Below are 16305 nucleotides of genomic sequence, written 5' to 3'. Positions count from 1 at the left end.
CGGGGATGTTAACAGCGCCGCCCCCGGCGTTGCGTCCTGGTCTCGCTTTTTGGCCGCCTGGCCAACAATGCAGCGGCAGGCCGAAGGGCGGAAGGTGAGGAGCCGCCGTCGGGCGCTGGACGTGGCAGGTTTCGGCCGCGTAAAGCGTAGTTCACGCCCTCGCCGCTAGAACTCGCGGGCGTTTGCCAGTACCGGAAGCTGGGCGCGGACGCCGTCCACCACTGAGGGATCGATGTCGACGACGGCGAGTTCCGGCTTCCCGCCCAGTGTTGCCACCGCGGTGCCAAGGGGCGAGATGACGGCGCTGTGGCCAACGCCTGTGGGAGCAGTCCCTGCCGGGCCGTCCCCGATGGCCTGGGGGTCACCTTGCCCGCAAGCCACCACGAAGGTGGTGCTGTCCAGCGCGCGCGCCCGCACCAGGAGGTCCCACTGTTCGGCCTTTCCCTCGCCGGCTCCCCACGACGCGCAGACGATATTGACCTGGGCGCCCGCCCGGGCATTGGCGGTAAACAGGGCAGGGAAGCGGACGTCGTAGCACGTGGCCAGCCCAAAGACTGTGCCGTTGAGTTCGAAGGTCACGGGCTTTTCGCCGGGATCCACGGTTTTGGACTCGGCGAAGCCGAAGGCGTCGAACAGGTGGACCTTGTCATAGGAGGTGTCCAGCCCCGGGCCGGTGACCAGCAGCGTGTTCCGCACCCGGCCGTCCTTCCCGGGCGTGAACATGCCGGCCACGATTGCAATGCCCAGTTCCCCCGCAAGAGCCCGGACAGCTTCAGCCCAAGGCCCGTCCACCGGCTCGGCAATATCGCGGAGCGGGTTTCCGAAAGCGCGCATGGTGGCCTCCGGAAAGACAACGAGTTCCGCGCCGGCAGCCTTGGCCCGGGTGGCGTAATCCCGGATCAGCTCCAGGTTGGCTGCGGGGTCTGCAGTGCTGATGATCTGGGCAACTGCCAGTCGCATGGACGGCTCCAATCTGTTCGGCGCGATGCGGTTCAAGCGCAACCATACCGGCGTCCGTGCCAGGCATCGGAACCACGGGGGCAGTTACTGCTTGTAGCCCTCTACCTCGCTGACAGGCCGGGCCTCGGCCTCGTCCGGGTCCGCTCCGGTCCCGGACTTTGCCCGGCGCTGGCGCAGGAGGTCCCAGCACTGGTCAAGGCTTTCTTCCACCTGCCTCAGCCGCGCCCTGTCCGGCACCTGGCCGTCCCCGGAAGCTTCCCGGAGTGCATGCTCCTCCTCTACGAGGGACTGGATGCGCGTCAAAATGTCCTGATCGTTCATGGCTTCCCCTTACTCCGCAGGCCGTTCCCCTCAGCGTACGCCTGTACCATCAGAATCATGCCCACTGCGCTTGATCTGGCAGGTCCAATCCTGGAAATGCTGACCTGGTTGTGCCTGCCCGCAGGGCTCGTCCTGCTCTTCTACACGGAGTACCTCCGCCGCTTCGTCCACCCCTGGGCTGTGGCCGAAGCAGTGGTGTATTCGGACAGCACCGGAGTGGGTTTCCGGTGGTTCGACCGGAAATACCAGGTGCACCACGCGCCCATGTCGCCGCACGACATCAAGGATCTTGCCGTGGGAGACACGCTCCCCATCTACTACCACCCCAGGCGCCCCACGCAATGGCGGACGGCCGCACCGGAAGTGGAGGGCAGGACGGCATCCGTCCTGGGCCGCTGCCTGACTGGCATCGGGGCCCTGGCGTTTCTTGCCGGCTTCATCCTGCCGATGTTCTAGCCTGCCCCGCACGTGCACGGCGTGCCAGCCCAATGCCCCGGTTCAGCCGGCAAGAACCACTCCGATGCCGAGGCCGCCCAACACGACCCCCGCGAAAGCCGTCCACAGCACGGCGGTGATGTCGGCGTCGACATTCTCCCGGTGGATGCCGCGGGAACTGGCGCTGTAGCGCCGGCGCTGCGTGAAGTAGATGGTTGCCGCCGCGCCCGCCGACACCGCAAACAGCAGCAGGATGGGGAACCCGTGCTGCGGGAGCCACCGCAGGAAGATGGCGCTGACGGTCACCAGGGCCATCATGGTGCGGCCCCAGGCCAGGGTGGTGCGTTCAGGCTGGAGGCCGGGGTCGCCGTGCATCGGGGCTGTTCCGCGGGAGGGCGCCAACGGTCAGCGCCAGAGAATGAAGATCAGTACGACGGCGGCCGCCAGTGCCCCGGTGGCGGCAAGGAGCGGCACGATCAGCGGCAGCGGAAGCGGAGCCTTGTTGCGCATGCTCCTTTCCACCCGTAGCCAGCGCACCGCCGAGCCGCCGCTCAGCAGCATTCCGAGCAGGAGCAGGACCACCGCCAGGCCCTTGCGGACAGGTTCCAGGAACAAGTCGGAGGTGAAGGCTTCGATCGCGATGCCGCCGGCCAGCAGTGCGAGGGATGTGCGGATCCAGGCGAGGAACGTGCGCTCGTTAGCCAAGGTGAACCGCGGGTCCGGTTCCTCGCCACCGGGCAGCAGGCGTTCGGCGATTTTCCCGCGCGACGGCGGAACGGAAGCGCTGGCGGGTCGGTCGCTGTTGGTCACGGTGCCAGTTTAGCTACCACCCCACCAACCACCCGCCAGCCTGGTGGATTGACCGTCAGGCACGGGGCCGCAGCGCCTTGGACGCCAGGTGCTCGCCGATGGGCAGTGCTGCTGTGGCCGCTGGCGAAGGGGCGTTCATGACGTGGATCATCCGCGGTGTCTCGGCCAGCAGGAAATCGTGGATGAGCGTGCCGTCGCGCCGGACCGCCTGGGCGCGGATGCCGGCCTCGTGCGGGAGGAGGTCACCTTTGTTGAGGCCGGGCGCGTACTTCCGGCATTCCTTGAGATAGCTGCCCTTAAAGAGGGAATTGCGTACCTCCCGCACGGCCGCAGCTGAGTTGGCCCGCGCCACGTGCCAAAGCCCCGGAAAGCGCAGGTACCGGCCCACATCCCGGAGATCCACCGAGAATTTGGGGTAGCCCTCGCGGGCCAGACCCAGCACGGCGTTGGGTCCCACCGTGATGGTGCCGGCCACCGTGGGGCTGAGGTGCACGCCCAGGAACGGCAGGGCAGGATCAGGGACGGGGTAGATCAGATGCTTGACATAGTCCGACTTCTCCGGCGGCAGCTCGAAGTACTCACCCCGGAACGGAATGATCTGCACATCGATGTCCACCCCTGCCATCCCCGCCAGCCGGTCCGACTGGAGGCCGGCGCACGCCACCAGCTGCCGGCAGCTGTACCGGCCACCGCTGGTGCCCACATCCACCCGGTCCCCATGCTCAACAATGGAGGTGACCTTTGCCCCGGTGACCACCTGGCCGCCCGCCGCCGTGACAAGTGCAGCCAGCTTCCGCGCCACTTCGGTGTAGTCAACAATGCCTGTACTGGGGATGAACAGTGCGCCCAGCCCCGAAACGTTGGGTTCCCGCCGGCGCAGCTCAGCCTGGTCGATCCGCTCATGCTCCAGGCCGTGGATCGCTGCCCTTTCTTCCAGTTGGCCGAGCCGCGCCAACTCCAGGGCTGAGGTGGCAACCAGCAGCTTTCCCGGTTCCTGGTAGGGGATGCCGTGGCGCTGGCAGAATTCCTTGGTTTGCCCGGCGCCGAGTTTGCTGAACCGTGCCTTGAGGCTGCCCGGCGGGTAGTAGATGCCGGAATGGATCACGCCGCTGTTGTGGCCGGTCTGGTGGGAGGCCAGGGTCTCTGCGGCCTCCAGCAGGACCAGGGAAGCTCCCGGCTGCTTGCTCAGCAACTGGTAGGCCGTAGCCAGGCCAACGATGCCGCCGCCAACAATGCAGTAGTCCGCCATGGCACTATCCTCCGTTACGCGGGGCAAACATGATCACGGCCACGCCCAGCAGGCAGACCAGTGAACCGGCAACAAACACCCCGCCGTATGCGGCCAGGATCCGGCCGAAATGGGCATCAGGCTGGAGTGTGGCCACAAATCCGTAGGCACCAAGTGCAATAACGCCCAGCCCTGCCCACCACCAGTCCTTGCCTTCGCGGACGGACTGCCACACCAGCCAGGCGCCGCCGATTTCCGCTGCGGCGGCAAGGGCGAACAGCAGGATGGTCTTGGCGATGCCGGCAGCTTCATCAGGAATGTCCACGCAGTCATCATGCCAGCCGGGGCAACAGCGTGCCCCAGCCCGGGAATGCCGGCAGATCCTCCCGGGTTGGGGCAGGTATGGAGCGCATCGGATTTCTTTCCTTCGGACACTGGGGCCCCGGCCAGGGCTCCCGCACCAGGACTGCGGGGGACGCACTCCTGCAGGCCATTGACCTGTCCGTCGCCGCCGAAGAGATAGGGGTGGACGGGGCGTTCTTCCGCGTCCATCACTTCGCGCGGCAGCAAGCGTCACCCTTCCCGCTCCTGTCCGCCATTGCTGCCCGGACAAGCCGCATCGAAATCGGCACCGGCGTCATTGACATGCGATATGAAAATCCCCTTTACCTCGCCGAGGAAGCCGCGGCCACGGACCTGATCAGCGGGGGCAGGCTGCAGCTGGGGATCAGCAGGGGCTCACCTGAACCTGCCCGCCAGGGTGCGGCTGCCTTCGGATATGTCCCCCAGCCCGGTGAAACCGACGCCGACATGGCACGCAGGCACACAGCCCTCTTCCGCAAGGCCATCACTGGCGCCGGCGTGGCCCAAGCAGACCCCCGGTACGCAGGGGGAGCCACGGGGTTGCTGCCCGTCCAGCCCCAGTCGCCTGGCCTGTCGGAACGCATCTGGTGGGGTGCAGGTACGCGGAAGACGGCCGTGTGGGCGGCAGAACTGGGCATGAACCTGATGAGTTCCACCTTGCTCACCGAGGACACGGGCGTTCCGTTCCATGAGCTGCAGGCTGAGCAGATCCAGCTGTTCAGGGATGCATGGTCGTCCGCCGGCCATGCGCACACGCCGCGTATTTCAGTCAGCCGCAGTGTCCTTCCCATCGTGGACGAAGAGGACAGCAGGTACTTTGCGGGGAGTGCCCTGCGGGACGGCCGGGACCAGGTTGGAATCATCGACGGCCTGACTGCCAGGTTCGGAAAAAGCTACGCGGGCGCTCCGGATATCATTGCGGAGCAACTTGCAGGAGACTCGGCGGTCCAGGCGGCCGACACCCTGATGCTCACCGTTCCCAACCAGTTGGGGGTCGAGTTCAACGCCAAATTGCTGGGCAATATCGCGCGCTATATCGCGCCCGCCCTGGGCTGGAGTCCGAGCACCTGAGCAGCCATCGTGCCTTCCCGGCAAAGAAATCCCTCCCCGCGGGCCGCCTTTCGGGATATAATAAGCAGGCTTACTGAAAGCATGGGGGAACTAAGACCGTTCCCGAACCGTTACTCTTTAAGTGCGGCTTGGGGGCTTAGCGCCACTACTAAAGTGACTGCGGAACGGTCATATGACGGAGAGAGAGAACTATGGCTCGCGCCGCTCTAGGCTTAATCGCATGATCCGGTTACGTCAGCTGGCCCAAGCGGCCACTGTGCTCACCACGCCCCTGTCGCCGGAGGACATCCTGGCGCTGTTCAACCCTGTCTACTCTGCCCGGCAGCTTCGCGGTGTTGTGACACGCGTGGTCCAGGAGACGGCGCAGTCTGCAACAATCTTTTTCCGGCCCGGCCGGGGCTGGCACTCCCACCTCGCAGGACAGTGGGCGCGCATCGGCGTCGAGCTCGACGGCGTCCGTCACTGGCGCTCCTACTCCCTCAGCGCCCCTGCCGGCAAAGATCCGGCCATCACGGTCACCGACGTCGGCGCGGTTTCCGGCACCCTGGTGCGGACCACCAAGCCCGGCGACGTCTTGTTCCTCGCTCCTCCGCAGGGCGACTTCGTGCTCCCGGAGCACCCCAGGCCCTTGCTGATGGTCACGGCGGGCAGCGGCATTACCCCGGTGATGTCCATGATCCGCACACTTGTCCCGCGGCGTCCGGATGCCGACGTCGTGCTTGTCCACTCTGCCCGCACCCCCGGCGACAGCCTCTTCCGTGAAGAACTTGCCGAGCTCGCTGACCAGTTCCCGAACTTCCGGCTCGCCCACTGGTTCACCGGCGAGCAGGGCCGCATGGACCTCACCAACACCTCGCAGCTGGACGAGATCTGCCCGGACTGGAAGGAACGCGCCGCCTACGCCTGCGGTCCGGACAGCTTCCTGGACGACGCCGAAGCGCTGTGGAAGCGTGCCGCACTGACGACGGCGGCTCCGGGCACGGACGTGGCGGTTGCGGGCAGTGCCGGCAACCTCATGATCGAACGCTTCAACACCACCTTCGAAGGCGGCGTGGGGCACGACGGCGGCCTGGTCACCTTCGAGGCCTCCGACCGGGAAGTGGAAGCCGACGGCGACACCCCCATCCTGGACGTCGGCGAGGACGCCGGGGTGCTGATGCCCAGCGGCTGCCGCATGGGCATCTGCCACAGCTGCCTCACACCACTCCTGTCCGGGCAGGTCCGTGACCTCCGCACCGGGGAAGTCCACGGCGAACCCGGCCAACTGATCCAAACGTGTGTCTCGGCAGCCGCCGGACCCGTCAACCTCGAAATCTGAGGAGCACCACGGTATGTCTGTAATTTCACCCAGCAAGGCCACTCCCGCACCCAAGGGCACTTCCGCCGGAGGGTCGAGGACGCGCCCCGGAAAGCTTGCCGAGTCCGGCAGCCCCACCGTGCGGCCGCCCGCCGCCGCCCACCTGACCGATGAGCAGGTGGCCGAGCTCGGCCGCGAGCTGGACGCCATCCGCGACGAGGTCCTGGCCAAGCGCGGGGCAGCGGACGCCGCCTACATCCGCCGTGTGATCAAGATCCAGCGTGGCCTGGAAATCTCCGGCCGCGCCGCATTGCTGGTCGGCAAGAACAAGGCCGCCTGGGTCACCGGGACCACGCTGCTGAGCCTCGCCAAGATCCTCGAAAACATGGAAATCGGGCACAACGTCCTGCACGGCCAGTGGGACTGGATGCGGGACCCGGACATCCACTCCACCACCTGGGAATGGGACTTCGTCACTCCGTCCCGCTCCTGGCAGCACACGCACAATGACCTCCACCACCGCTGGACCAACGTGGTGGGCAAGGACAACGACGTCGGATACAACCTCCTGCGGATGGACGAACAGCAGCCATGGAAGCCGATGAACCTTGGCAACCCGCTGTACAACGCCATCCTGGCGCCCCTTTTCGAGTGGGGCATCGCCATCTACGACCTTGAGCTCACGGAGTTCAAGGAAGGCAAGAAGTCCAAGGAAGCGCTGCTCAAGGACCTCAAGGCCCTCGGCAAGAAGGTTGTCACACAGTTCACCAAGGACTACGCGGCCACGCCCGCCGTCGCCACGCTGACCGGCTCCGGCAAGCAGGCCCTCTATGGCACCCTGACCGCCAACGCTGTCCGCAACGTCTGGGCCCACGCGGTCATCTTCTGCGGCCACTTCCCCGAAGGCACTGACACCTTCACGGAAGAAATGGCCGAAGGCGAAACCCGCGGCGACTGGTACATCCGCCAGATGATCGGCTCCGCCAACATCTCCGGGTCAAAGTTCATGCACATCATGACCGGTAACCTTTCCCACCAGATCGAGCACCATCTCTTCCCGGATCTGCCCTCCAACCGGTACGCCGAGGTGGCGCCCAAGGTCCGTGAAATCTGTGAGCGCTACGGTTTGAAGTACACCACCGGGCCCTTGCTGAAGCAGGTTGGTTCCACCTGGGGCAAGATCTTCAAGCTGGCACTTCCGGGCAAGGCTGCGAAGGCCTGAGCCTGCCTTTCCAAGGCACTGAAATGCGCCTCCGGTTCCGGATTATCCTGGCACCGGGGGCGCATTTGTCTTTCCCTCCGCCCTCGCATTTTCCGAGGTCAACGGCGCATAATTGATCCACACCCGCCGCCGTGGCCAATGGAGGACTCATGCGGATTCTCGGAGCACTGATTGTCATTTGGCTGATCATCGGGGGTGTGGCCGCCTGGCAGCGCGGGTATTTCGGGGCCGCCCCGGGGAACTGCGCGCAGGCCGGAACCATCGCCATCACTATTGCCGCAGGCCCGCTCAACTACATGGGAGCCAATCCCCAGATCAACTGTGAGCTTCCGCAACCCTCCCAGTAGCGGGGATTAGGCACCAGCCGGGATACCCGGCTGCGGACTGGACTGTGCGGCTGCCCGTCCTAGAGTAGGAACTGCGCGCGGTGGCACCCGCCGCACGCAGTCGATCCCACAGTCTCGAAAGGACCCGCCGCGATGGCTTTCATCACCGTTGGAACCGAAAACAGCACTGACATCGAGCTTTACTACGAAGACCACGGCTCCGGCCAGCCCGTCGTGCTGATCCACGGCTACCCCCTGGATGGTTCCTCCTGGGAAAAGCAGACTGCCGCCCTCCTGGAAGCCGGCTACCGGGTCATCACCTACGACCGGCGCGGCTTTGGAAAGTCGAGCAAGACTACCGAAGGCTACGACTACGACACTTTCGCCGCGGATCTCAACACCGTCCTGACAACCCTGGACCTGAACGATGTTGTCCTGGTGGGGTTCTCGATGGGCACCGGCGAGGTGGGCCGCTACCTGGGCACGTATGGGTCTGCACGGGTGGCGCGGGCTGCGTTCCTCGGTTCCCTTGAGCCATTCCTGCTCAAGACTGGCGACAACCCGGATGGCGTTCCCCAGGAAGTGTTCGATGGCCTCATGAAGGCCGTCACGGCAGACCGGTACGCGTTCTTCACGGAGTTCTTCAAGAACTTCTACAACTCCGACACATTCCTTGGCACGCCCCGCCTCAGCCAGGAAGCAGTCAACGCCAGCTGGAACCTGGCGGCCGGCGCAGGCGCCACAGCATCCGTCGCGGCGCAGCCCACCTGGCTCACCGACTTCCGGAACGACATCCCAAAAATCGACGTTCCCGCCCTCATCCTCCATGGCACTGCGGACAACATCCTGCCCATCGATTCCACCGGCCGGCTGTTCGCCAAGGCCCTGCCCAGCGCCGAGTACGTGGAGATCGAAGGTGCCCCGCACGGCCTGCTGTGGACCCACGCCGCAGAGGTCAACGAAGCCCTGCTGCGCTTCCTGGCCAAGTAGGCAAAACGCAAAAAACTTCCGGCGACGGCGGGAGGCCGCCGTCGCCGGAAGTGGTGGTGCGTTCGGCCGTGCTATCCGTCGTAGTGTGTCCTGGCTGGCCCCTGGCCCAGCGAGTTGACCACCACGGCGGCGACATCATGCAGCTTGGAGTTGCGGGTGCTGGACGCCGTTTTCAGGATCTCGAAGGCGTCCTGCTGGCTGCACCGGTTCTGCGCCATGATGATCCCCACGGCCATGTCGATGACAGTGCGGGATTCCAGTGTGGCGCGGAGGTTGGCCGCCGTCTCGCTGTAGTGGGCAAAGCGGACCGCAAGCCGCAGGGCAAGGGAAGTCTGGCCCACGAAGTCCTCGGCGAATTCAACGATGCGGGATTCAAAACGGTGGGGCCGGGGGGAGTACAGCAGCAGTGCCGCCTTTGTTCCGCCCTCCAACTGGAAGGGCAGGGCAAGGACGGAACGGACGCCCTGGGCCAGGACGGCAGTGGAGTACTCGGGCCAGCGGCCGTCATGCTGCGCGTCCGGGACGCTGATGGTCTCCTGCCTGGTGGAAGCCGTCAGGCTGGGCGTCTCGCTGAACTCGTACTCAAGCTGCGCGATGGCCTTCGCCTCAGGGCTGCTGCTGGCCACCGTGGCTGCCTTGCGCTGCCGCAGCAGGGTGATGGCGCACATGATTTCGTCGCCGGGCTCGGAAAGGTTGCGTGCGGACACCTGTGCCAGTTCGTTGAGGAAGTCCTCAACGTCCGGGCTGCTGAGGACCAGCTCATGCAGGTGCTCGGTAATGGATGTATCGGGTTTTGCTGTTGACTCGCTGGCCACGGTTTTTTGGTGCCATTCGCTCAGGACAACCCGGCGGCTTCCAGCAGCCACCGCAGTGCCGGCAGGCTGTGAAGGTCGCTGGATCGAAGAACTTTCCAACGGCCTGCTGCTAAACCGATATCCAGAAGTATATACATCCTTCGGCGCAGGGTAGCGTCACTTTGACCCATGTGAACGCGGGGTTCTCTGGCGCCCGGCGGGAAGTAACCGGCAGAATGAAGCAGGCGCCGGTGCCCCGGCGGCAGGGCGCAAAACCAGCGGCCGCCATGCCCGGGAGGGGCAGGAAGTGGGACAGGATCATGATCAGGCTGCTCATCATCGGCCCGCCGGGCTCCGGCAAAGGCACCCAGGCGGAACAGCTGGCGCGGCACTTCGGCATCCCCGCTGTCTCTACCGGGGAAATCTTCCGGAGCAACGTCAGCGAGGAGACGGAGCTGGGGAACCAGGCTGCCAGCTACCTCGACGGCGGTGATTTCGTCCCGGACCATCTCACCAATGCGCTTGTCAGGGACCGGCTCGTGGACAGCGACCTGCAGGAGGGTTTCCTCCTGGACGGTTACCCGCGCACGGCGCCCCAGGTGCAGGAGCTGGACACCATGCTGGCCAACCAGGGGTTCGCCCTGGATGCCGTCATTGAGCTGCACGCCCCGGACGCTGTCCTGGAGCAGCGGATGCGCCGGCGCGCAGCCGACCAAGGCCGTAGCGACGACACGGTGGACGTGTTCCGGCGGCGGCTGGATCTCTACCACCGCGAGACGCATGAAGTAGTCTCTGTCTATGCCGGGCGCGGAATACTCGTGTCCGTGGATGGCAGCGGGGAACCCGGTGACATCACCGGGGCGGCGATCACCGCCGTCGAAAAGTTCCTTCGCGGCCGGCTGTCCGGCCACTGACTCGACGCAAGCAACCAACGTAAAGGAAATCCCGATGAGAATTGCGGTTACCGGCGGAAGCGGAAAACTGGGACGGCACGTGGTCCGCAGGCTCAGCGACGATGGCCACCAGGTCCTGAACCTGGACCGCGCAGGTGCCCGGAGCCCCGGACTGGTGGTGGTGGACCTGCGCAACTACGGCGAGGTGCTGGACGTGCTGCTGGGCGTGGATGACAGGCACGACGGTTTCGACGCCGTTGTGCACCTGGGCGCCATCCCGGCCCCCGGCATCATTCCTGACGCGGCAACGTTCGAAAACAACATGCTGTCCACCTACAACGTGTTCCAGGCGGCCCGCCGCGCGGGGATCAAGAAGGTGGTGTACGCCTCGAGTGAGACCGTTCTGGGACTTCCGTTCGACGTCGACCCGCCCTACATCCCCGTGGACGAGGAATACCCGGCCCGGCCCGAAAGCACATACTCCCTGGTGAAGCACCTCGAGGAGCAGATGGCTAAGGAACTGACGCGCTGGGACCCGGAGCTGAGCGTCACCGCCCTGCGGTTTTCCAACGTCATGGACGTTGAGGACTACCAGAACTTCCCTTCCTTCGACGCGGATGCCACCCTCCGGAAGTGGAACCTGTGGGGCTACATCGACGGCCGTGACGGCGCCCAGGCAGTGGTCCGTGCCCTTGAAAACGCCAAGCCGGGATTCGAAGCGTTCATCATCGCCAACGCGGATACGGTCATGAGCCGGCCAAGTGCCGGCCTGGCTGCCGAAGTGTTCCCTGACGTGAAGGTGGTCAAGGAACTCGGCGAACACGAAACCATGCTCTCCATCGACAAGGCACGCCGGCTCCTGGGCTTCGAGCCCGAGCACACCTGGCGGGACCACTGGCAGGACCCCGCGGACAGCCCTTCGAGCTAGGGAAAGGGGGCAGCGCAGGAATCCGCAAGGGTTGCCACAGGATCCTGCAAAGAGCCGCCGGAGGCGTGTTGGGGGCCCATATTCTTGTGGTGGAGCGGGCGTATCCGCCGCTTTCGCAGCCTGCAACACCACAACGAGGACCCCAAAATTCGCGCTTCATTCTTTGTGCTGCCTGCCGCCGCAGTGCTGGTTTCCACCGCCGTCCTGTCCGCCGCCCCGTTGCCCGCGTCAGCCGCACCGCCGTCGGGACCTGCCGAAACGGGCCGCTACATCGTCCAGTACGCAGCTGATGCCAACATGGCCGAAGAGGCGGCGGGGCTCCGGGCCCAGGGGATCGCCGTCGGCCGGACCTTCCAGCATGCCTTCCGCGGTGCGGTTGTCAGCACCAGCCCTGCCCAGGCGGCGGCGCTGGCCCGGTCCGGCCGGGTGGTGTCCGTGGAAGCGGATGCACCGGTCAGCGTTTCCGAGACCCAGCAGCCGGCTCCCTGGGGCCTGGACCGCGTGGACCAGCGCCCGCTTCCGCTTTCGGGTTCCTACTCCTGGACGTCCGCCGGGGCAGGCGTGACGGCATATGTGGTGGACACCGGGGTCCTTTCCTCGCACACCGAGTTCTCCGGCCGGATTACCGCCGGGTGGAGTGCTGTTGCCGACGGCCTCGGATCCAGCGACTGCAACGGCCACGGCACCCATGTTGCCGGGACGGTGGCAGGATCCACGTACGGGGTGGCCAAGAAGGCCGCTGTGGTTCCCGTCAGGGTGCTGGACTGCAACGGATCCGGCTACAACTCCGATGTGGTGGCGGGCCTGGACTGGGTGGCAGCGCATCACGCTGCAGGCGTTCCGGCGGTTGTGAACCTCAGCCTGGGCGGCGCCGCCAGCTCAGCAGTGGACACCGCCATCCAGGGTGTCATGAACGACGGCGTCACTGCGGTGGTTGCCGCCGGCAACTCCGCCGTGGATGCCTGCGGCAGTTCGCCCGCACGGGTACCGGCAGCGGTGACAGTCGCGGCCAGTGATTCGTCCGACAGGCAGGCCGCCTTCTCCAACTTCGGCTCCTGCGTTGACCTCTATGCCCCCGGCGTGGCAATCAGTTCGGCACACCACACCTCCTCCAGTGCCACGGCGTCCATGTCCGGGACCTCCATGGCGGCGCCGCACGTCGCAGGGGCAGCGGCAGTGCTCCTGTCCCAGACTCCATCACTCACTCCCGCGCAGGTAGCGGGTGCCCTGTCGTCCAACGCCACCGCCGGCGTGATCGCGGGAGCTTCCAGCGGGACACCCAACCGGCTGCTGTACTCAGCTGCCGCCACCGCTGCTCCCGCCCCGGCGCCTGCTCCGGCCGCACCGGCCCCTGCCGTGACCGCGGTGAGTCCGGGCGCCAACGCCACCGCCGTGGCTGCCGGAACCAACGTCACCGCCACTTTCAGCACCGCAGTCCAGGGCGTGACCAGCTCGACCTTCGTGCTCAGGAATTCGGCCGGCGCCACCATCCCTGCAGCCGTTTCCTACAATGCCACCACCCGGACCGCCACGCTGGACCCCGCTGCCGGCCTGGCCACGGACACGGTATTTACAGCCACGCTGGTTGGCGGCCCCTCAGCCATCCGTGACAGCGCGGGCACCCCCCTGGCCTCCACCAGTTGGACCTTCCTGACCGGCCCCGCCCCCGCCGTCACCGGCTACACCCCGGGAAGCAATGCGCTGCTGGTGCGCCGCGGCAACAACATCAGCGTCACGTTCAGCGAGTCCGTCCAGGGCGTCAACGGAACCACCTTCACCGTACGGAATGCCGCTACCGGGGCCATCGTGGCAGCCGCCGTCTATCGGAACGGGACCACCAACCAGTGGATCCTTGACCCGCAGCAGGCCTTGGCCGCCAAGACCAAGTACACGGTGACGGTCACCGGCGGCGGCACCGCTGTCCGGGACCTTGCCGGGAACCAGCTCGCCAGCCGTACTTGGCAGTTCACCACGGGTTCCTTCTAGCCGGGGTAATCTTCACCCTAAGCAATCTTCACGGCGCAGGGACGGGCATCAGAGTGGCACAGCAGGGATCAGCGGGCTCCGGAACCGCCGAACAGAAGCCTGGAAAATGGCGGACCTTCCATGACAAGTTCGTGGTGGAGGAACGCTACCTGGACCCGGCCGACCGGCGCAGCCTGTACCGGGCCGCGGTCATCCTCGTGGCGGCGGGAGCTGCCCTGTTCATTGCCACCCTCATCAGTGTGCTGCAGGCTGATGGCCTGTCCGCTGCCGATGTGCCGGTCCGTGACTGGCTTTTGGGCCTGAGGTCCCAGGCCCTGACGGCGTTCATGATCTTCCTGGCCGTGGTCTTCGGTCCCGTGGCCCTGCCTATCATCGTCCTGGTGGTGGTTGTCTGGTGGGGCCTGGCGGCCAAGCACGCCTGGCGTCCCATCCTGCTGGCCTCCGCCATGCTGGCCGGAGTGATCATTTCGCAGGTCATCCTGCAGATTGTGCGGCGCTCAAGGCCACCGGTGGACCAGATGCTGTTCGGGATCGACCACACGTTTTCCTTCCCCTCCGGGCACGTCCTTGGCGCGTGCGACTTCCTGCTGGTAGGTGCCTTCCTGGTCTTCTCCCGGCACACCAACACCCGTGCAGCCGTGCTGGGATTTGTCGGAGCGGGATTCGGCATCGTGCTGGCTGCCCTGAGCAGGCTGTATTTGGGCTACCACTGGCTCAGCGATGCGCTTGCCTCGGTTTCCCTCTCGCTGATGATCCTCGGCGGGGTCATTGCCCTGGATACCTGGCGCACTGCCCGGGTGCCGGGGGAGCGCATCACCGGCGAACTGTCCAAAGCCGATTCACCGGAGAAGTGAGCTGCCGGCCTGTTTGCAAGCGGGCGCCCGCGTGCAGCCCGGCGCCTTGACGCAGGCGGGCAACGCCGCGCTGGTGGCTGCCCTCACGTAGGCGGGCGGGACCTCGCCCGCTTCAGGGCGCGGTGCAGCTTTACGTTGGCGGCCTCCAGTTCGAGCACCTTGGCCACCCCGGCAAGGTTCAGGCCCTGCTCCAGGAGTTCGCCGATCCGCAGCAGGACGGCGATGTCGTCGTCACTGTACTGGCGGGTGCCGCCCGAGGTACGCGACGGCGTCAACAAGCCCTTTGTCTCGTAGAGCCGGATGTTCTGCTGGCCGGTTCCTGCCAGCTTGGCTGCGACGGAGATGGCATAGAGTGCACGGCTGCTGCCGGAGCCATCTGGCCGCTTTGCGGGCTGGTCTGCCATGGGTTCTCCAAAATCCGTCCGGTGCTCTTGCCTAAGTTTCCCACGGGTGCTATAAAAAATCTATATCCACCACCATAGATTACGGGTGGTGGGTATGGCATAGGTTCAACATCGAAAAGCTGAAGGAGTGGGAAATGATGTTGATGCGCACGGACCCGTTCCGTGAGCTGGACCGGCTCACGCAGCAGGTCTTTGGTACCGCTGCCCGCCCGGCTGCCATGCCCATGGACGCCTGGCAGGAAAACGGTGAGTTTGTGGTGGCCTTTGATCTTCCCGGCGTGAAGACGGAGACCCTGGACCTGAACGTTGAACGCAACGTCCTCACGGTCCGGGCGGAACGCAAGGATCCCACCCAGCCCAATGTGGAGCTGGTGGCCTCCGAGCGGCCCCGCGGCGTCTTCAGCCGGCAGCTGATCCTCGGCGACACCCTGGACACTGACAACATCAAGGCAAGTTACGACCAGGGCGTCCTGACCCTGCGGATCCCGGTGGCCGAACAGGCCAAGCCTCGCAAGATCGAGATCCAAACCCAGCAGGGCGAGATGCACCAGATCGGAACCTAGCCACCGCCGACGGGCACGGGCAGTCATTTCAGCGCTGCCCGTGCCCGGCATTCTTTCCCGGAAAGCACGCGGACGGCGGATGTGCACCTGCGGAACGAAGTGGGCCGCCATGACCGACACCCCCGACTACTACGCCATCCTTCGGGTGCAGCCACATGCCACCCGGCAGGAGATCTCGCGTGCCTACCGGGCGCTGATGCGCAGCCACCACCCGGATATCGACGGCGGGACAGCCCCGGAAGGGGAGCTCCTGGAAATCATGCAGGCCTTCAATGTCCTGCGGGATCCGGAACGGCGGGCCGCCTACGACAAACAACGGGCAGCCTCCGCTGCCCGCGCCATACCCGTCCGAAAGGTGCGGAGTCCCGACGGCCCGTCCGGCCCCGCCATCAGGATCACCCCCGTGCGGTGGGAGAGCGGGCCGTGGGCCTGACGCAGGAGGGACGGGGACACAACCAAACCGCGAGGAGGCGGAAAACTGAATGAGCGACTGGCGCCGCTACGACTCACACCTGATCCCGGCATTCCACGAACGTTTTGAACAGCGCTGGGGTGCAGGCACTGCTCCCTTCCTGGATCCTGAAGCCCACGAGCAGCCGCTGCCCCGGGCCCAATGGATCAACCCGTCAACGGGTGCCGCGCTGGCCGTGGTGCCCGTCTGGACCGAGGAAGAAAAGCAGCAGCGGTCCTTCGGAGTGTTCTACCTGCCGCCCGGGGGTGACATCTGGGTCCTCCGCCCCGGCTACACCGGATACCTGGAACCGGCGGACGGGGAAACGGAGCACCTGATCACCCTCCGCAACGACGCGTTCCGGAAGGCGGTGGCGCACGCCAAGGAGTTCCTCTTCGGGACCCAGTAG

Annotated in this window: 21 protein-coding genes; 13 read left to right on the top strand and 8 right to left on the bottom strand. The window is 65.8% G+C overall.

Features of this window, described 5'->3' with window-relative positions:
* Nucleotides 1–165: 165 nt before the first annotated feature.
* Together ASPHE3_RS16725 and ASPHE3_RS16720 are read right to left on the bottom strand one after the other, a co-directional pair.
* Nucleotides 166–960: a carbon-nitrogen hydrolase family protein gene (locus tag ASPHE3_RS16725; RefSeq protein WP_013602375.1), complete on the bottom strand. Its 795-nt coding sequence runs from the start codon at nt 958–960 to the stop codon at nt 166–168.
* Nucleotides 961–1044: 84 nt separating this feature from the next.
* The gene (locus ASPHE3_RS16720; protein WP_013602374.1) at nt 1045–1281 is read right to left on the bottom strand and encodes a DUF2630 family protein; all 237 of its coding nucleotides are present in this window, start codon (nt 1279–1281) and stop codon (nt 1045–1047) included.
* 57 nt (nt 1282–1338) lie between these two features.
* Between ASPHE3_RS16720 and ASPHE3_RS16715 the strand changes: the two genes are divergently transcribed.
* On the top strand, nt 1339–1737 hold the full coding sequence (locus ASPHE3_RS16715; protein ID WP_013602373.1) for a DUF3592 domain-containing protein: 399 nt from the start codon (nt 1339–1341) through the stop codon (nt 1735–1737).
* A gap of 42 nt (nt 1738–1779) precedes the next feature.
* On the opposite strand, the gene ASPHE3_RS16710 is transcribed toward ASPHE3_RS16715, so the two are convergent.
* Genes ASPHE3_RS16710 through ASPHE3_RS16695 form a run of 4 tightly spaced genes read right to left on the bottom strand, consistent with a single transcriptional unit; the run spans nt 1780 to nt 4079 of the window.
* Entirely contained in the window at nt 1780–2091 is a 312-nt protein-coding gene (locus ASPHE3_RS16710) for a DUF202 domain-containing protein (RefSeq protein WP_013602372.1), read from the bottom strand.
* A 30-nt stretch (nt 2092–2121) separates the two neighbouring features.
* Nucleotides 2122–2526 (bottom strand): YidH family protein, encoded by a 405-nt coding sequence (locus ASPHE3_RS16705; protein ID WP_013602371.1) that lies wholly within the window; start codon nt 2524–2526, stop codon nt 2122–2124.
* Between the two features lie 55 nt (nt 2527–2581).
* Nucleotides 2582–3775 (bottom strand): L-2-hydroxyglutarate oxidase, encoded by a 1194-nt coding sequence (gene lhgO / locus ASPHE3_RS16700; protein ID WP_013602370.1) that lies wholly within the window; start codon nt 3773–3775, stop codon nt 2582–2584.
* Nucleotides 3776–3779: 4 nt separating this feature from the next.
* On the bottom strand, nt 3780–4079 hold the full coding sequence (locus ASPHE3_RS16695) for a YnfA family protein (RefSeq protein WP_013602369.1): 300 nt from the start codon (nt 4077–4079) through the stop codon (nt 3780–3782).
* A gap of 77 nt (nt 4080–4156) precedes the next feature.
* Between ASPHE3_RS16695 and ASPHE3_RS16690 the strand changes: the two genes are divergently transcribed.
* The 5 genes from ASPHE3_RS16690 to ASPHE3_RS16670 all read left to right on the top strand — a co-directional run bounded on the left by ASPHE3_RS16690 (nt 4157) and on the right by ASPHE3_RS16670 (nt 9023).
* Entirely contained in the window at nt 4157–5188 is a 1032-nt protein-coding gene (locus ASPHE3_RS16690) for an LLM class flavin-dependent oxidoreductase (RefSeq protein ID WP_013602368.1), read from the top strand.
* Nucleotides 5189–5408: 220 nt separating this feature from the next.
* Nucleotides 5409–6506, top strand: coding sequence for a ferredoxin reductase (locus ASPHE3_RS16685; protein WP_013602367.1), 1098 nt, complete (start codon nt 5409–5411; stop codon nt 6504–6506).
* 13 nt (nt 6507–6519) lie between these two features.
* Nucleotides 6520–7707 (top strand): fatty acid desaturase family protein, encoded by a 1188-nt coding sequence (locus tag ASPHE3_RS16680; RefSeq protein ID WP_013602366.1) that lies wholly within the window; start codon nt 6520–6522, stop codon nt 7705–7707.
* Between the two features lie 149 nt (nt 7708–7856).
* On the top strand, nt 7857–8054 hold the full coding sequence (locus ASPHE3_RS16675) for a hypothetical protein (protein WP_013602365.1): 198 nt from the start codon (nt 7857–7859) through the stop codon (nt 8052–8054).
* Between the two features lie 132 nt (nt 8055–8186).
* A complete protein-coding gene (locus ASPHE3_RS16670; RefSeq protein WP_013602364.1) occupies nt 8187–9023 on the top strand; it encodes an alpha/beta fold hydrolase in 837 nt (278 codons plus the stop codon).
* 71 nt (nt 9024–9094) lie between these two features.
* Here the strand turns inward: ASPHE3_RS16670 and ASPHE3_RS16665 are convergent, their stop codons facing one another.
* Complete coding sequence (locus ASPHE3_RS16665) at nt 9095–9838, bottom strand: GAF and ANTAR domain-containing protein (RefSeq protein WP_013602363.1); 744 nt, start codon at nt 9836–9838, stop codon at nt 9095–9097.
* A gap of 299 nt (nt 9839–10137) precedes the next feature.
* Here ASPHE3_RS16665 and ASPHE3_RS16660 point away from each other — a divergent pair, with 299 nt between their 5' ends.
* The 4 genes from ASPHE3_RS16660 (at nt 10138) to ASPHE3_RS16645 (ending at nt 14478) form a co-directional block, all read left to right on the top strand.
* The gene (locus ASPHE3_RS16660; RefSeq protein ID WP_041652304.1) at nt 10138–10731 is read left to right on the top strand and encodes an adenylate kinase; all 594 of its coding nucleotides are present in this window, start codon (nt 10138–10140) and stop codon (nt 10729–10731) included.
* A 34-nt stretch (nt 10732–10765) separates the two neighbouring features.
* Complete coding sequence (locus ASPHE3_RS16655) at nt 10766–11638, top strand: NAD-dependent epimerase/dehydratase family protein (protein WP_013602361.1); 873 nt, start codon at nt 10766–10768, stop codon at nt 11636–11638.
* Nucleotides 11639–11803: 165 nt separating this feature from the next.
* On the top strand, nt 11804–13624 hold the full coding sequence (locus tag ASPHE3_RS16650) for a S8 family serine peptidase (RefSeq protein ID WP_013602360.1): 1821 nt from the start codon (nt 11804–11806) through the stop codon (nt 13622–13624).
* 53 nt (nt 13625–13677) lie between these two features.
* The gene (locus ASPHE3_RS16645; protein WP_013602359.1) at nt 13678–14478 is read left to right on the top strand and encodes a phosphatase PAP2 family protein; all 801 of its coding nucleotides are present in this window, start codon (nt 13678–13680) and stop codon (nt 14476–14478) included.
* Nucleotides 14479–14561: 83 nt separating this feature from the next.
* Here ASPHE3_RS16645 and ASPHE3_RS16640 read toward each other — a convergent pair whose 3' ends face one another.
* Complete coding sequence (locus ASPHE3_RS16640; protein WP_013602358.1) at nt 14562–14882, bottom strand: MerR family transcriptional regulator; 321 nt, start codon at nt 14880–14882, stop codon at nt 14562–14564.
* 137 nt (nt 14883–15019) lie between these two features.
* Here ASPHE3_RS16640 and ASPHE3_RS16635 point away from each other — a divergent pair, with 137 nt between their 5' ends.
* From ASPHE3_RS16635 to ASPHE3_RS16625, 3 genes are all read left to right on the top strand, one after another.
* Nucleotides 15020–15445, top strand: coding sequence for an Hsp20/alpha crystallin family protein (locus tag ASPHE3_RS16635; RefSeq protein WP_041653149.1), 426 nt, complete (start codon nt 15020–15022; stop codon nt 15443–15445).
* A 109-nt stretch (nt 15446–15554) separates the two neighbouring features.
* A complete protein-coding gene (locus tag ASPHE3_RS16630; protein WP_041653147.1) occupies nt 15555–15878 on the top strand; it encodes a J domain-containing protein in 324 nt (107 codons plus the stop codon).
* 49 nt (nt 15879–15927) lie between these two features.
* Nucleotides 15928–16305, top strand: coding sequence for a hypothetical protein (locus tag ASPHE3_RS16625; protein WP_013602355.1), 378 nt, complete (start codon nt 15928–15930; stop codon nt 16303–16305).

Source organism: Pseudarthrobacter phenanthrenivorans Sphe3, assembly GCF_000189535.1.
In the GTDB taxonomy this organism is placed as follows: Bacteria; Actinomycetota; Actinomycetes; order Actinomycetales; family Micrococcaceae; genus Arthrobacter; species Arthrobacter phenanthrenivorans.
The sequence above is the reverse complement of the archived record's forward strand: the minus strand, read 5'-3'. Positions and strand labels throughout refer to the sequence as shown.

Bases quoted from the DNA above. Each gene is read 5' to 3' on its own strand.
- ASPHE3_RS16725 (WP_013602375.1), bottom strand. From the start codon at position 960: ATGCGACTGGCAGTTGCCCAGATCATCAGCACTGCAGACCCCGCAGCC.
- ASPHE3_RS16720 (WP_013602374.1), bottom strand. From the start codon at position 1,281: ATGAACGATCAGGACATTTTGACGCGCATCCAGTCCCTCGTAGAGGAG.
- ASPHE3_RS16715 (WP_013602373.1), top strand. From the start codon at position 1,339: ATGCCCACTGCGCTTGATCTGGCAGGTCCAATCCTGGAAATGCTGACC.
- ASPHE3_RS16710 (WP_013602372.1), bottom strand. From the start codon at position 2,091: ATGCACGGCGACCCCGGCCTCCAGCCTGAACGCACCACCCTGGCCTGG.
- lhgO (WP_013602370.1), bottom strand. From the start codon at position 3,775: ATGGCGGACTACTGCATTGTTGGCGGCGGCATCGTTGGCCTGGCTACG.
- ASPHE3_RS16690 (WP_013602368.1), top strand. From the start codon at position 4,157: ATGGAGCGCATCGGATTTCTTTCCTTCGGACACTGGGGCCCCGGCCAG.
- ASPHE3_RS16685 (WP_013602367.1), top strand. From the start codon at position 5,409: ATGATCCGGTTACGTCAGCTGGCCCAAGCGGCCACTGTGCTCACCACG.
- ASPHE3_RS16680 (WP_013602366.1), top strand. From the start codon at position 6,520: ATGTCTGTAATTTCACCCAGCAAGGCCACTCCCGCACCCAAGGGCACT.
- ASPHE3_RS16675 (WP_013602365.1), top strand. From the start codon at position 7,857: ATGCGGATTCTCGGAGCACTGATTGTCATTTGGCTGATCATCGGGGGT.
- ASPHE3_RS16670 (WP_013602364.1), top strand. From the start codon at position 8,187: ATGGCTTTCATCACCGTTGGAACCGAAAACAGCACTGACATCGAGCTT.
- ASPHE3_RS16660 (WP_041652304.1), top strand. From the start codon at position 10,138: ATGATCAGGCTGCTCATCATCGGCCCGCCGGGCTCCGGCAAAGGCACC.
- ASPHE3_RS16655 (WP_013602361.1), top strand. From the start codon at position 10,766: ATGAGAATTGCGGTTACCGGCGGAAGCGGAAAACTGGGACGGCACGTG.
- ASPHE3_RS16640 (WP_013602358.1), bottom strand. From the start codon at position 14,882: ATGGCAGACCAGCCCGCAAAGCGGCCAGATGGCTCCGGCAGCAGCCGT.
- ASPHE3_RS16635 (WP_041653149.1), top strand. From the start codon at position 15,020: ATGTTGATGCGCACGGACCCGTTCCGTGAGCTGGACCGGCTCACGCAG.
- ASPHE3_RS16630 (WP_041653147.1), top strand. From the start codon at position 15,555: ATGACCGACACCCCCGACTACTACGCCATCCTTCGGGTGCAGCCACAT.
- ASPHE3_RS16625 (WP_013602355.1), top strand. From the start codon at position 15,928: ATGAGCGACTGGCGCCGCTACGACTCACACCTGATCCCGGCATTCCAC.